This is a genomic window from Mesorhizobium sp. M1050 (assembly GCF_040318715.1).
GTDB lineage: Bacteria > Pseudomonadota > Alphaproteobacteria > Rhizobiales > Rhizobiaceae > Mesorhizobium.
In genome coordinates this window covers 61900-76405 of sequence record NZ_JAMYMV010000006.1, presented here as the reverse complement: position 1 = coordinate 76405, position 14506 = coordinate 61900, and the positions used below count along the sequence as shown (strand labels likewise).

Annotated in this window: 12 protein-coding genes, 1 tRNA gene and 1 riboswitch; of the genes, 3 read left to right on the top strand and 10 right to left on the bottom strand. The window is 61.5% G+C overall.

Features of this window, described 5'->3' with window-relative positions:
• A complete protein-coding gene (locus tag NKH57_RS05465; protein ID WP_352601330.1) occupies nucleotides 1-1188 on the bottom strand; it encodes an O-succinylhomoserine sulfhydrylase in 1188 nt (395 codons plus the stop codon).
• Nucleotides 1189-1245: 57 nt separating this feature from the next.
• A riboswitch (SAM riboswitch) is annotated at nucleotides 1246-1323 on the bottom strand.
• Nucleotides 1324-1405: 82 nt separating this feature from the next.
• Here NKH57_RS05465 and NKH57_RS05460 point away from each other — a divergent pair.
• Both NKH57_RS05460 and NKH57_RS05455 read left to right on the top strand, forming a co-directional pair.
• Complete coding sequence (locus NKH57_RS05460; protein ID WP_352942412.1) at nucleotides 1406-2500, top strand: 2'-deoxycytidine 5'-triphosphate deaminase; 1095 nt, start codon at nucleotides 1406-1408, stop codon at nucleotides 2498-2500.
• A 99-nt stretch (nucleotides 2501-2599) separates the two neighbouring features.
• Nucleotides 2600-3370 (top strand): ABC transporter substrate-binding protein, encoded by a 771-nt coding sequence (locus tag NKH57_RS05455; RefSeq protein WP_352942409.1) that lies wholly within the window; start codon nucleotides 2600-2602, stop codon nucleotides 3368-3370.
• A 162-nt stretch (nucleotides 3371-3532) separates the two neighbouring features.
• Here NKH57_RS05455 and araD1 read toward each other — a convergent pair whose 3' ends face one another.
• The 4 genes from araD1 to chvE form a co-directional block, all read right to left on the bottom strand.
• Complete coding sequence (araD1, locus tag NKH57_RS05450; protein ID WP_352601324.1) at nucleotides 3533-4525, bottom strand: AraD1 family protein; 993 nt, start codon at nucleotides 4523-4525, stop codon at nucleotides 3533-3535.
• 203 nt (nucleotides 4526-4728) lie between these two features.
• Entirely contained in the window at nucleotides 4729-6021 is a 1293-nt protein-coding gene (gene mmsB, locus NKH57_RS05445) for a multiple monosaccharide ABC transporter permease (RefSeq protein WP_023758038.1), read from the bottom strand.
• Nucleotides 6018-7550 carry a multiple monosaccharide ABC transporter ATP-binding protein gene (gene mmsA / locus NKH57_RS05440; RefSeq protein WP_352942404.1) on the bottom strand — a complete coding sequence of 511 codons (1533 nt, stop codon included), beginning with the start codon at nucleotides 7548-7550 and terminating at the stop codon, nucleotides 6018-6020. The genes mmsB and mmsA overlap by 4 nt, the downstream gene beginning before the upstream one ends.
• A gap of 123 nt (nucleotides 7551-7673) precedes the next feature.
• Entirely contained in the window at nucleotides 7674-8744 is a 1071-nt protein-coding gene (gene chvE / locus NKH57_RS05435) for a multiple monosaccharide ABC transporter substrate-binding protein (RefSeq protein ID WP_352601320.1), read from the bottom strand.
• 312 nt (nucleotides 8745-9056) lie between these two features.
• Here chvE and NKH57_RS05430 point away from each other — a divergent pair, with 312 nt between their 5' ends.
• A complete protein-coding gene (locus NKH57_RS05430) occupies nucleotides 9057-10046 on the top strand; it encodes a LysR family transcriptional regulator (protein WP_352601318.1) in 990 nt (329 codons plus the stop codon).
• Nucleotides 10047-10050: 4 nt separating this feature from the next.
• On the opposite strand, the gene NKH57_RS05425 is transcribed toward NKH57_RS05430, so the two are convergent.
• The 5 genes from NKH57_RS05425 to NKH57_RS05405 form a co-directional block, all read right to left on the bottom strand.
• Nucleotides 10051-10124: transfer RNA gene (locus NKH57_RS05425), tRNA-Gly, on the bottom strand.
• 183 nt (nucleotides 10125-10307) lie between these two features.
• A complete protein-coding gene (locus NKH57_RS05420) occupies nucleotides 10308-11192 on the bottom strand; it encodes a PDZ domain-containing protein (protein ID WP_352942400.1) in 885 nt (294 codons plus the stop codon).
• 194 nt (nucleotides 11193-11386) lie between these two features.
• On the bottom strand, nucleotides 11387-12877 hold the full coding sequence (locus NKH57_RS05415) for a hypothetical protein (RefSeq protein WP_352942397.1): 1491 nt from the start codon (nucleotides 12875-12877) through the stop codon (nucleotides 11387-11389).
• The gene (locus NKH57_RS05410) at nucleotides 12874-13293 is read right to left on the bottom strand and encodes a GtrA family protein (protein ID WP_352942394.1); all 420 of its coding nucleotides are present in this window, start codon (nucleotides 13291-13293) and stop codon (nucleotides 12874-12876) included. The genes NKH57_RS05415 and NKH57_RS05410 overlap by 4 nt, the downstream gene beginning before the upstream one ends.
• A gap of 74 nt (nucleotides 13294-13367) precedes the next feature.
• Nucleotides 13368-14357, bottom strand: a complete 990-nt coding sequence (locus NKH57_RS05405) for a glycosyltransferase family 2 protein (protein WP_352942547.1) — start codon at nucleotides 14355-14357, stop codon at nucleotides 13368-13370.
• Nucleotides 14358-14506: the final 149 nt, after the last annotated feature.

Genomic DNA, 14506 nt, shown 5'->3' with positions numbered 1-14506 from the left:
CTATTTGGCCTTCAGCGCCTGCGCGATATCCTCAAGCAGATCTTCGGTGTCTTCCAGGCCAACCGACAGTCTGAGCGTGCCCGGCCCGATGCCGAGTTCGGCGCGCGCCTCATCGCTCAGGTTCTTGTGAGTTGTCGTCGCCGGATGGGTGATCAGGCTCTTGGCATCGCCGAGATTGTTGGAGATCAGCACGATATCGAGCGCGTTCTGCAAGGCGAAGGCCGCCTGCTTGCCGCCTTTGACATCCAGGCAGATCAGCGTCGAGCCACCCGACATCTGCTTCTTTACGACATCAGCCTGTGGGTGATCGGCGCGGCCGGGATAGATGACGCGGGCGATTTCCGGCCGCTCGGCCAGGAAATCCGCGATCTTGCCGGCGCTTTCCGTCTGCTGGCGCACGCGCAGCGGTAGCGTCTCCAGGCCCTTCAGCAGCGTCCAGGCGTTGAAGGGCGACAGGCTGGGCCCGGTGTGGCGGAAATAGTCATGCAGGTTCTCGTCGATCCACTTCTTGTCCGACAGGATGACGCCGCCGAGACAGCGCCCCTGGCCGTCAATGTGCTTGGTCGCCGAATAGACGACGATGTGGGCGCCGAGTTGCAAGGGCTTCTGTTGCAAGGGCGTGGCAAAGACGTTGTCGACGATCAGCCTGGCGCCGATCGAATTGGCGAGCGAGGCAACCGCGGCGATATCGACCACTTCCAGCGTCGGGTTGGTCGGGCTTTCCAGAAAGAACAGCTTGGTGTTCGGCTTGACCGCCTTTTCCCAATTGGCGACGTCGGTGCCGTCAACCAGCGTCGCCTCGATGCCGTATCTTGGCGCCAGCGTCTCGACCACCCAGCGGCAGGAGCCGAACAGTGCACGGGCCGCCACGATATGGTCGCCGGCCTTGGCGCTGCACAAAAGCGCTGCCGTTACCGCAGCCATACCGGAGGCGGTGGCGCGGGCGTCCTCGGCGCCCTCGAGCGCGCACATGCGCTTTTCGAACATGTCGACGGTCGGATTGGCGTAGCGCGAATAGATGAAGCCCGGCTCCTCACCCTTGAAACGGGCTTCGGCGGCCTGCGCCGTTTGATAGACGTAGCCCTGGGTGAGGTAAATCGCTTCCGACGTTTCGCCGAAACCGGAACGCAGCGTTCCGCTGTGAACGAGTGCCGTTTGAGGCTTCCAGTTGCGCTTGTTGGTGCTCATCGCTCTTCTTCCAGACACAAAAAAACCGGCCGCGAAAGTCGCAACCGGTCCATACGGCCTCGCGGCCCGACGGTCCTTTAGCGACTTGTTTAACGTGGCTGCAAGCCGACCGGCCAAATCACCACGGGATAACGACCCTTTAGACCCGCGCCACGCTTGCGTCAATTGCCGGCTTGATTAAGAGGTTTGTACCAGCAGCGTTGCAGCGGAGTCAGCTTTGCGGCAAACAGGCATTCTTCCCGATCAGGACATTTCGGCGCTCTTCCAGTCCGGCGCGCTGAAGTCGGCGCGTGCGCTTGACGCCGACCAGATCCAGCCGGCCAGTCTTGATCTCCGGCTCGGCGACAAGGCCTGGCGGGTGCGTGCCTCCTTCCTGCCGGGTCCCAACCACAAGGTTTCGGAAAAGCTCGACCGGCTGAAGCTGCATGAGATCAATCTGGCCGAGGGCGCGGTGCTGGAGACCGGCTGCGTCTATATCGTGCCCTTGCTCGAAAGCCTGGCATTGCCGGCGAACATTTCGGCTTCGGCCAATCCCAAGAGCTCGACCGGGCGGCTCGACATCTTTACCCGTGTCATGACTGATCGCGGCCACGAGTTCGACAAGATCGCCGCCGGCTATCATGGTCCGCTCTTTCTCGAGGTCAGCCCGCGCACTTTCCCGATCGTCGCGCGCACCGGTTCGCGACTGTCGCAGATCCGTTTCCGCACCGGCAATGCGCTGCTGTCGGAAGCCGAACTGCATCAGTTGCATCGCGCGCAGATATTGGTCGCGACGGAGCCGCCCAACATTTCCGGCGGCGGCATCGCGCTGTCGATCGACCTGAACGGCGATCAAAGCGGTCTGGTCGGCTACCGCGGCAAGCATCACACCGGTCTCGTCGATGTCGACGAGCGCGCTGCGCAGGAGGTCGTCGACTTCTGGGAGCCGATCCACAAGAGCGGCGCTGGCGAACTGGTGCTCGACCCCGATGAATTCTACATTCTTGTGAGCCAGGAAGCGGTGCATGTGCCGCCGCTCTACGCCGCCGAGATGACGCCCTTCGATCCGCTGGTCGGCGAATTCCGCGTCCACTATGCCGGCTTCTTCGATCCGGGCTTCGGCCATTCGGCGTCCGGTGGCACCGGCAGCCGAGCGGTGCTGGAAGTGCGCAGCCACGAAGTGCCGTTCATCCTCGACCATGGCCAGATCGTCGGCCGGTTGGTCTACGAGCACATGCTGAAGCGGCCGCAGGCGCTCTATGGCACCGATCGCGGCTCCAACTACCAGGCGCAGGGTTTGAAGTTGTCCAAGCATTTCCGCCCCGCGCGCTGAACCCATTACCCGCAGGCAAAATACTTGCCTGCGCTGGCTCGCCATGCTTGGCTGCCTTTCTGGTCGTCAAGCTGGCGGCGTTCAAGGGGAACCAAGAAAATGCAGATCTCGAAATGGATCATATCGGCAGCAGGCGCTGCCATGCTGGTGATGGCGGCCGGCTCGCTGTCGCAGGCGCAGGAAAAGATCAAGATCGGCACCGAGGGCGCCTATCCGCCGTTCAACACCATCACCTCGGACGGCAAAGTCGAAGGCTTCGATATCGACATCGCCAACGCGCTGTGTGCGCAGATGAAGGTCGAGTGCGAAATCGTCACCCAGGACTGGGATGGCATCATCCCAGCCCTGCAAGCGAAGAAGTTCGACGCCATTATCGCCTCGATGAGCATCACCGAGGAGCGCAAGAAGCAGGTCTCCTTCACCAACAAATACTACACGACACCGCTCGCCCTGGTGGCGCCGAAGGACGGCGACCTCACCTCGACCGAACCGGCGGCGCTTGCCGGCAAGACGGTCGGCGCGCAGGCCTCGACCACGCAGGCCGACTATGCCCAGAATGAATATGGCAAGGCGGGCGCCGAGGCAAAACTCTACCCGACCCAGGAAGAAGCGATCACCGACCTGACGAACGGCCGGCTTGACGCTGTGATCTCGGACAAGTTCGTGCTGATGGACTGGCTGAAGAAGGCAAGCGAGGGTTGCTGCAAGCTGGTCGGCGACGTCAAGGGCACGGAGACACAAGCCGGCATTGCCGTTCGCCTGGAAGACACGGCGCTACGCGACAAGCTCAATGCGGCCATCGACGCGATCGTTGCCGACGGCACCTACAAGAAGATCCAGGCCAAGTATTTCGACTTCGATATCTATTGAAGCAGCAATCTCCCCACTTGAGGGGGAGATGGCCGGCAGGCCAGAGGGGGTCGGCTCGACCGGATGCAACCTTCTTGCGACAGATGGAGGTTGGCGCTTTACGCGAGGCACCCCCCTCTGTCGCCTTTGGCGACATCTCCCCACGAGGGGGAGATCACCCTTTCAAAGCGCCTTTACCGCCACCTTCACCGGCTGTTCGATCTCGAGCGGATTGCGCAGCGGCAGGCCGAAATCACTGGCCTCGATCTCGAACACGTCGCCTGGCTCGGTCTTGATGCCGTCGGCGAAGGACAGTGTCGCCGTGCCGAACATGTGCACATGCACGTCGCCTGGTTGGCGGAAGGCGGCATATTTGAAGTGGTGATGCTCGAGATTGGCGATGGTGTGGGACATGTTCGCTTCGCCGGACAGGAACGGCTTTTCCCACAGCACCTCGGTGTCGCGCACGATGCGCGAGGTGCCGCGGATGTCAGCCGGCAGGTCGCCGATCAGGATCTCCGGGCCGAACGAAGCGTTGCGCAGCTTGGAATGGGCGAGAAAGAGATAGTTCACGCGCTCGGTGACGTGGTCGGAAAACTCGTTCGACAGCGTGAAGCCGACGCGGAAGGGCGCGCCATCATCGCCGATGACGTAGATGCCGGCCACCTCAGGCTCTTCGCCGGCGTCGTTGGCGAAGGCCGGTGACAGGAGCGCCGCGCCTGGCGCCACCGCCATCGTGCCGTTGCCCTTGTAGAACCATTCCGGCTGCACGCCGATCTGGCCTTTCGCGGGCTTGCCGCCGTCCAGCCCCATGCGAAACATCTTCATGGAATCGGTCAGCTGCTCCTCGCCGTCGGCGCTGAGCTTCTTGTGCATGGAATCGCGTGTCGCGGCCGAACCCAGATGCGTTAGCCCGGTGCCGGTCAGGTGCAGATGCGCCGGGTCTGGATGGTTGATCGGCGACAGCAGCCGGCCCTTCTTATAGGCGGCCTCGAGGTCGACCGTCTCGCCAAGCCCCTTGCGCTCGATCAGCGCGACGAGGCCGACGCCGGTGCGGGCGGCCTCCATCGCCAGCGAGTACACGCTGCGGGCGCCATTGATGATCCGGGTCTTGCCGCCGTTGCGGGCAACGACACGGATTGTCTCGGCGTCATCGAGAATCTGGGAGATCAGCATGATGGATCCTCTCTCATTTGTCTTGGCCCGGCTGCCATTTGGCAAACCTTAACCTGCGCGGCTCGGACCTCGCCGCGCCACGGGTTGAACTCTTCGTCCGGATTGCGCTCGCGGGCCTGGTCCTTGAGGGACTTCTTTACGCCGGCAGGTTTACCGGCAGCGCCGCGATCGTATGCCTCCTGCTTGCCTCGCCTAAAACCTGTTCAAGCCTTGTTCTTGTTGTACACGTCGAAGATCACGGCACCGAGCAGCACCAGGCCTTTGACCACCTGCTGCCAGTCGACATTGACGCCCATGATCGACATGCCGTTGTTCATCACGCCCATGATGAAGCCGCCGACAACCGCGCCGATGACCTGACCGACACCGCCCATCGCCGAGGCGCCGCCGATGAACACGGCCGCAATCACGTCGAGCTCGCTGCCGAGGCCGGCCGCCGGCACAGCTTGTCCCAGCCGCGCCGCTATGATCAGGCCGCCAAGCGCAGACAGCACGCCCATATTGACGAATACCATCAGCGTGAGCCGCTCCGTCTTGATACCCGACAGCTGCGCCGCCTTGGCGTTGCCGCCCATTGCATAGATGCGGCGGCCGATGGTCATGCGCTTGGTGACGAAGACGAACAGTGAGATCAGCACGCCCATGACGAGCAGCACCACCGGCAGGCCCCTGTAGCTGGCGAACTGGTAGACCAGGAACAGTGCCAGCGCGCTGCCAACCAGCGTCTTGATGACGAACAGGGGAAAGGGCTCGGCCTCATAGCCATGGCGTTCGCGTTTGCGTCGTGTGCTCAGCCCGAAATAGGCGTAGGCCAGCACAGCGATCAGGCCTAGCACGATCGTCGTCATGTGCAGCGTCAGTCCGCTGCCTATGATGGTCTTGCCGGCCGCGTTCACCGTCGGCGGGATAAGCGTCAGTGGCCCGATGACATCCGGGATAAAGCCGGAGCTGAGCGCCTTGAAGCCGTCGGGAAGCGGTCCCACCGAGGATCCGCCGCCCAGCAGCGCCTGGCAGATGCCGCGGAAGATCAGCATGCCGGCCAGCGTGACGATAAAGCTCGGTATTCGGTGATAGGCGATCCAGTAGCCTTGCGCCGCGCCGATCGCGCCACCCACGATGAGGCAGATGATCGACACCACCAGCGGATTGCTCAATGGGCCGAGCGGCCAGATGACCATCATCATCGCCGCCAGTGCGCCGATGAAGCCGGCGACGGAGCCGACGCTGAGATCGATGTGGCCGGAGACGATCACCAGCAGCATGCCCAGCGCCATCACGATGATGAACGAGTTCTGCTGCACCAGATTGCTGAGGTTCACCGGCTTGAACAGCGTTCCGGAGGTGGTGAACTGGAAGAACACCATGATGGCGATCAGCGCCAGTATCAGGCCATATTCGCGCAGGTTCGTCGTCAGCGCCGAGACGGCGATACGGGGGCGCTGCTGCACGTCTTCGGCAACGCTGCTCTGCGGGGCGGGGGCGCTTTCTGTACTCATGCTGCTTTTCCTTCTCCCCGAACGATGGCGCGCATTATTTTTTCTTGGCTGGCGTCCACCGCGGGCATTTCGCCGACGATGCGGCCTTCGTTCATGACGTAGATGCGGTCGGTGATGCCGAGCAGTTCTGGCATTTCCGACGAGATGACCACGATCGCCTTACCTTCGGCGGCGAGGCGGGCGATGATCGTGTAGATTTCGTATTTGGCGCCGACATCGATGCCGCGCGTCGGCTCGTCGAGGATCAGCACTTCCGGGTCGGCGAACAGCCATTTCGACAGGACCACCTTCTGCTGGTTGCCGCCGGAAAGATTGCCGGTCATCTGATAGACGCTGGAAGCGCGGATATTGGTCTTCCCGCGATAGTCGTTGGCGACGGAGAGCTCGCCCAGGTCATCGATCACGCCATGGCGCGACACGCCGCCGAGATTGGCCAGAGTGATGTTGTGCTTGATATGGTCGATGAGGTTGAGACCGAAGGTCTTGCGGTCCTCGGTGACGTAGGCAATGCCGTGTTCGACTGCCCTGCTCACCGAGGAAACATCGATCGGCTTGCCCTTGAGCAGCACTTCGCCAGTGATATGGCGGCCATAGGAGCGGCCGAACAAGCTCATCGCGAATTCAGTGCGGCCGGCGCCCATCAATCCGGCAATGCCGACCACTTCGCCCTTGCGCACATTGATGTCGATGCCCTTGATCACCTGCCGATCGGCGTGGAGCGGATGATAGACCGACCAGTTTTTCACTTCGAACACGACCTCGCCGATGTCAGGCTCGCGCGGCGGATAGCGGTCGTCGAGCGAGCGGCCGACCATCGAGGTGATGATGCGGTCTTCCGAGATGTCCTTCTTGGCCAGCGTCTCGATGGTACGCCCGTCGCGGATGACGGTGACCTTGTCGGCGACCCGGTTCACCTCGTTGAGCTTGTGCGAGATCAGGATCGAGGTCATGTCTTGCCGTTTGAATTCGAGCAGAAGGTCAAGCAGCGCCTGGCTGTCCTTTTCGCTGAGCGATGCCGTCGGCTCGTCGAGGATCAGCAGCTTGACCTCCTTGCTCAGCGCCTTGGCGATCTCGACCAGCTGCTGCTTGCCGACACCGATATTGGTGATCAGCGTCTTGGGGTCCTCCTTGAGGCCCACTTTCTTCAACAGGGCGCTGGTGCGCGCCTCGTTGGCATTCCAGTCGATGACGCCGTATCTGGCGTGCTCGTTGCCGAGGAAAATGTTTTCGGCGATCGACAGCATCGGCACCAGGGCAAGCTCCTGGTGGATGATGACGATGCCCTTGTGTTCACTGTCGTGGATGCCTTTGAAGTGGCATTCCTGGGCGTTGAAGATGATCTGGCCGTCATAGGTGCCTGTGGGATAGACGCCCGACAGCACCTTCATCAGCGTCGACTTGCCGGCGCCGTTCTCGCCGACCACGGCGTGGATTTCGCCTTCCTCGACGCTGAGGTTGACATTCGACAACGCCTTCACGCCGGGGAACGTCTTGGTGATGTCGCGCATCTCCAAAATCGTCGAGACCATGGGGACTACCGCTCCTTGAGAGGTCGGCAAACACTGCCGGCGAGGTCGGTGAACAATACCGGGCTCGCTGGTTAACGAAAAGGGGCCCTGCGTTGCGCAGGACCCCTGACTTTGTAACCGGGGTTACTTCAGTTCGTCGGCCTTGATGTAGCCGGAGTCGACGACCAGTGCCTGGTAGTTCGACTTGTCGACGTCATGCGGCGTCAAGAGGATCGAGGGGACGACCTTGACGTCGTTGTTGTAGGTCTTTTCATCAAGCCCGTCCGGCTTGCCGCCCGAGAGCACCTTGTCGACGAGCTGGACGGTGGCCTTGGCCAGTTCACGGGTGTCCTTGAACACGGTCGAGTATTGCTCGCCCGAGATGATCAGCTTGACCGAGGCGGTCTCGGCATCCTGGCCGGTCACAACAGGCCAGGGCTGTGCGTCCGTGCCGTAGCCGACGGCGCGCAGCGAGGCGGTGATGCCGCGCGACAGGCCGTCATAGGGCGACAGAACGCCATCGACGCGGCTGCCATCCGAATAGTTGGCCGACAGCAGATTGTCCATGCGCGCCTGGGCGGTGGCGGCGAGCCAGCGCAGCGTGCCGACCTTGTCCATGCCGGTCTGGCCGGACTTGATCTTGATCGAACCATCGTCGATCAGCGGCTGCAGGACGGATATCGCACCGTTGTAGAAGAAGAAGGCATTGTTATCGTCCGGCGAGCCGCCGAACAGTTCGACGTTCCACGGCTTGGTGTTCGGGAAACGCTCCTTGAGGCCCTTGACCAGCGAATTCGCCTGGATGACCCCGACGCCGAAATTGTCGAAGGTGGTGTAGTAGTCGACATTGCCGGTCTTCTTGATCAGGCGGTCGTAAGCAACGACGACGACGCCCGCATCAGCGGCCTTCTGCAGCGCATCCGACAGGGTGGTGCCGTCGATCGAGGCGATGATCAGCGCCTTCGGCCCCTTGGTGATCTCGTTTTCCAACTGGCTGAGCTGGTTGGGGATATCGTCCTGTGCGTACTGCAGGTCGACAGTGTAGCCGAGAGCCTCGAGCTGGGACTTGACGGCGTCGCCGTCGTTGATCCAGCGCTGCGAGGTCTTGGTCGGCATCAGCACGCCGACAAGACCTTTATCGGCTGCATGCGCCGAGTAGGTCATGGCAGCGATGCCAAGGGCCGCGACGGCGGCCAGTGTCTTGATGATTTTCACTATAACTCTCCCTGGTTGATGGACGCGGCACCCCGGGGGTCGCGGGCCGCGCAATCGTGCAGAAGTGCCAAAGCACTGCTGCCGTCATATGGATCTCCGGTATCCTCCCATGGCCCCGAGGCGCTGATTTCAATCGATACGATTTTTCTCGTCATCGACCGTCACGTCTCGGAACGCGCGAAGGGTGTGATCCTTTGCCATAACTGTCAAATGCGATCTTTGATGGTTGCTATATCACATTTGGTATGCACTAAGAGGCGAGATCGACCGGCGCGTTCTCTGGCGACGGTAAGGGCAAGTAGGGGAAACGCAATGCCTGCGCTGCGGAATTCTGGTTCAGGTTCAAACCGTTACAAAGAAAAACCGGGCGATGGCGAAACGCTTCTGCGCAGCGGTCTCAGTCTACGTCACATGCGAATGATCGTCGCGCTCGACGACCATGGCCGGGTCAGCGCGGCGGCCCAGGTGATGAACATTTCGCAGCCGGCGGCCTCGCGCATGATCGGCGAGATGGAGGCGGTGCTGGAGGTCAAGCTGTGCGAGAGACTGCCGCGCGGCATAACTTTGACGCCCTACGGCAAAGCTTTGGCCAGGCGCGCGCGGTCGATCCTGCTGGAGATGCGCGAGGTGGATCGTGAGATTTCCGAGCTCAAGGCGGGCAAAGGAGGGGCGGTGTTCCTAGGTGCCGTTACGGCGCCGGCGATCGAACTGGCGGTGCCGGCAATCCGCGAAATCCGCCGCATCTATCCGCGCATCGAGATCACCATGCAGGTCGAAACCTCCAACGTGCTGGCGCGCGAGCTGATCGCCACGCGCCATGATTTCATCATCGCGCGCATCCCCGATGATCTCAACCCGCGGCTGTTCGAGTCGCGCGTCATCGGCGTCGAGAAGGCCTGCCTGATCGTGCGCCGGGGCCATCCGCTCACCAAGGGCGAGCCGGTGCGGCTGGAAGACACCGCCGCCTATGATTGGGTTTTCCAGTCGGGCGGGTCGCCCTTGCGCCAAGCGATGGAGAGCAATTTCCTCAACCGCAACATCGCCTTGCCGGATCGCATCCTCAACACCAGCTCACTGCTCTTGACCCTGGTCATGGTTGCGCAGTCCGATGCCATTGCGCCGGTATCGATCCAGGTGGCGAAGTTCATCCAGAATCCCGACGGGCTGGCCGGCGCCATCGATGTCGTCCAGACCGAATTCGACATTGAGGTCAGGCCCTACAGTCTGATCACTGTGAGGAACCGCGCGCTGTCGCCAGCCGCCAAGATGCTGCACGATTTCATTCTGAGAGAGGTGGGATGACAGCTGGAGCGGGTAGCGGGAATCGAACCCGCGCGTTCAGCTTGGGAAGCTGACAAGCTACCATTACATCATACCCGCGCGCGTTCTGGTTATCATGACGGCACAGGCTCGGGCAACCGCAAAGCCGCCCGAACCCAAGCCAATCGCGTCAGACTGAGTGTCGACATCGGCAAGGTGAAAAATTAGCCCGAAGCGATTGCCGTGCGCTCGAACCCAACATCTGAATATCTCTGCCGGTCCGGTAGTCGGCAGGCTGGCGGATTACTCGTCGCCACCGCTATCGTCGCCACCGCCGTCATCCCCACCGCCGTCGTCCCCGCCACCGGAATCATCGTCGCCGGAACTGTCGTCGGCGGCATCGCCATCGTCGCCGCCGTCGGAATTGTCTTCCGCGGCGGGAGCATCGGTGTCGTCGGTTCCGGAAGCCTCTGCCTGATCGCTCGGCTCCGTCGCCGAATCGCTCGCGCCGTCAGCTGTTGCGTCCGCTTTGCTGTCCGAGCTCTCGTCGGTAGCCTCGCTGTTGGCCTCGGAGGTGAATTCCTCGGAAGAGGCGGTCGCCTCCACCGTCGTCTCGGATGATTCGTAGGTGGCAGTCATCTCCTGGCTATATTCGCTGTAGAACTCCGAATAGCTGAAGGCAGTTGCGACAGACCAGCTTGTCCACGTCGCGACAGTGACGACATCGACGGCGGTTTCGTAGCTGCTAAGCGTGATCGTGCCGTTGGAGTTGTATGACTTGCCATCGCGATAGCAGTCGAATCGGAAGTCGGATTTGCCTGCTTTGGCCCAATGGTAGACCACCGTATCGACATCGATCGGCTTGTAGATCTTGTGGCCGTGGACCTTGGCAATCACGTCGCCAGGCTTGATGCCTTGCTTTTCGCCGGTGCCACCAGGCTTCACCGACAGCACAAGGACGCCGTGGGCGTGTGGCTTGAGTTTGAACTCCTTGCGTACAGTGCCATTGATTGGCAGCAGGACCGCTTCGATCGCCCTGGAAATATAAGGCTTGGGCAGCTTGACATCGCCGTTGAGCGCGTATGCGTTTGTCGAATAGGAAATAGGAATTGCTGCCAGATGCAGCGCCCAGGCCAGACTGAAAACGGCCTTGGAAAATTTTCCAGCCCGTCGCTTTAACATAAACATAATTGATGTCATCCCCTGTGGGATGCCAGCCCTCCGGCATCACCAGCCGGCAGCGATAGCATGAATTAGCCAAGCATGAAGTTAACGTCGACGACTTTCCGGGACTATTTCTCTGATTTTTCTGACGATCAGTGCATGCCGCATGCCAAGGTTCGAATGCTGGCGAAGCCGGTTCGCGGCGGCACGCGGCAGGATCAGGCGCCGGGCAGGTAAATCACCGCGTAATCATCCGCATAGGCCCGGTTCCAGCCCAGCTGGTCGAAGAAGGGAATACGGCTGTCGCCGGTCGACAGCAGTGCCCAGCCTATCGCGTATTTCTTCAGCCGGGCCTCGAGGAGCGGCTTGCCGTCGCTGTGTCCCGTTTCGTCATCGGTTTTTGTGAATCCGCCCAGGAACAGTTGGTCCGTCCGTCCGTCGATATAGGTCTTGATGCCGTGGAAAATCAGCGTGCCGCCGAAATTGTAGGAATTCAGCACGTTGCCGGACAGATGGTGGCCTTCTGCGAAGGCCAGCGCGCCGCTGGCCGACGTCTTCGGGCTCGGCGCGACCTGATAGGCACTGCTGAGCAGGCCGATCCCGCCGATCGTTAAGACGGCCGCCGCACCGCAGATCGCGTAGAACCGCCTTGCGAGGAATGTTTCCAGTCTGTCGCGCTTTTCCACCAGCCATGCGGTGGCTGAAAGAGAGGGATATTGCTGCGCGACCTCGATCGCGATCACCAGGGGAACCAGCAGGAAGAACAGATACATGAAACGCACATGGGCGAGATAGACATGCAAGGTGAAGACGACGAACAACGCCTTGGCCCAGCCAATCCGCAACCGTGACACCAGAAGCCCGAAAAGCGCCAGCAGTATCGCAACTTCCTGGACGGGGCTGTCCGGCTGGCTGAACGGTTTCCATTCCATGATCAGCGGCACCGCCTCGTTGCCGTAGGCGACGGTGAGCGTGGCTAGGATGGCTTTCACGCCGTAGGGATGCATCAGGCTGACCAGCGGGCAAAGCAGGCCGAATGCGATCCACTTCGCTAGGAGGGCGGGTTTTGACAGGCCCGTGCGCGCCAGCAGATCGAGACTGGCGAACGCCGCGATGATGAAGCTCAGGGTGAAGGTGGCGTGCAGGTTCGCCCACAATACGACCAGCACAAGCGACCACCAGGGCGGCGCCCGTTCTTCTCTTGCCGCACCAAAGAGCACCGCCGTCCAGATGACGATGATCGGGAAGGTGAGGACATGCGGACGCGCCGTAAAGATCGGGTTGATCAGGAACATTGCGGCGAAGGCGAGCGTAATCGCCAGGATCGGCTTCAGCCACGCGCTGAGAAACCACCCCATCAGGAAAACCGTCAGCGAAATCGAGGCGATGATCAGGGTGACCACCCCGTTCCAGCCTCCTGCCTGGTAGGCAAGGGCCAACACGATCTGCCCCAGCCATTCCTTGGCAATCCATGGCTGGCCGGCAAAAGTGTGGGAATAGGAGTCGACTGTCGGAAATGTCCGGTTTGCCAGGAAATCCAGCCCGACCTTCACTTGCCACCAGCTATCGGGATCCTGCAGGGTGGCACCGGCTTGGGCAGCCAGTGCCGCTGCCATCGCCCAGGCCGCTAACAGGCAGAAGATCAGCCTGTTCCGCTGTGCGTCCTCGAGTGACGGCGTGGCCAGCAAGATTGCCTTGGTCTGGTTCATGTCGCAGCTCCAGGCCATTTTGCGTTCTTTCCGGTCAAGGGATCGGGATCATCCGCGCTGCCGACGAACACGAAACGGGCCGAGCCGACATAGAAGATGACTGAGTAAAGGCAGTTTCCCGCCAGATGGACCAACGGGTTTTCGATGTAGCCGGCAGACATGGCGGTGACCACGACGCCCAGGTTGGCACCGTAGGCGATAAGGAAGGTGATCGCGTATCGCACGACCGCGCCTGGGCGAAAGCGACCGGCACGGCTGAATGTCCATTGGCTGTTGAGGAAGAAACCGAGGGTGAGGCCGGCGGCATAGCCCGCCGCGTTGGAGGCGATATCGCCGAAGCCGAGCGCCAGCCCAGCCAGGATGAGCGTATATCCGAGCGCCGTGTTAAGGAGCCCGATGGCACCAAATCGCAGCATCCGCGAGAAATCACACGGAAAAGCCGATCGCATCCTGCCCATGCCGTTCCCGCTGCGCCCGGTCGAACTCCGCCTCAAGCACGTGCGGCCCTCTTTGCCATCTCCTGCAAGCGATGGACGGGCAGTTCCCCGTCCTCGGCTGCCTGGCTGCGCGAAACGACCTCGTTGACGAAGTAGAGCGGCCTCCGCTTTGTCTCCATGTACATGCGCCCGAGATACTCGCCGAAGATGCCAAGCACCATGAGCTGGACGCTGCCGAGGATCAGCATGATCGCGGCAAGGCTGGTCCAGCCGGGCAGCACGTTTCCGACCGACCATTCCAACAGCGTGTAGCCGAGCACGAACAGACCCAGAAGCCCGAACATCATCCCGAGCAGCGAGGCGAACCGCAGGGGCGCGATGGAAAAGCTGGTCATCGCGTCGATCGCCAGAAGAACCATTTTCTTCAGGGGATAGTGGGTGGTGCCGGCAAAGCGCCGGTGCCGCTCATAGGGGAAAGCCACCTGTTTCAGCCCGATCCAGCTCACCATGCCACGAATGAACCTGTAGCGCTCGGGCATCGCGTTCAGATGGTCGAGCGCGCGGCGGCTCATCAGCCGGAAATCCCCGGAATTCGGGGCTATGTCGACGTCGACCATGCGGCGCAGCAAGCGATAGAATATCGAAGCGGAGGTGAGCTTGAACCAGCTTTCCCCGTCACGGCTCAGCCTCTGACCGTAAACGACATCGAAGCCTTCGTTCATCTTCGCCATCATCGCGCCGAGCAGCTCAGGCGGATCCTGCAGGTCGGCATCGAGAATGAGAATGCGCTGGCCGCGGCAGAATTCGAGCCCCGCGCTCAACGCGATCTGGTGGCCGTAGTTCCGGGCAAGGTCGATGGCGACGACATGATCGTCCTTTTCGGCCAGCTTGAAAATAGCGTCTCGCGAGCCGTCGGTGGCGCCATCGATGACAAGGACGATCTCATACGAGGAGCCCAGTTCCAGACATGCCGCCGTCACCCGTCGATGCAGTTCGGCCACCCCGTCCAGCTCATTGTAGCATGGGACGACCACCGACAGCATGACGCCGCGTCGCGCGGTGTTTTTCTGCGTCTCCACCAAAGGCCTTGCTCCCGCTATTCGATTGGGAATAGCGGCAATTGGTTAGAAAACAGATAAGCCAGCAGGATCGGACACGGCCGTCGGCCGGCTGCCACGCCTTGGCACTGCTT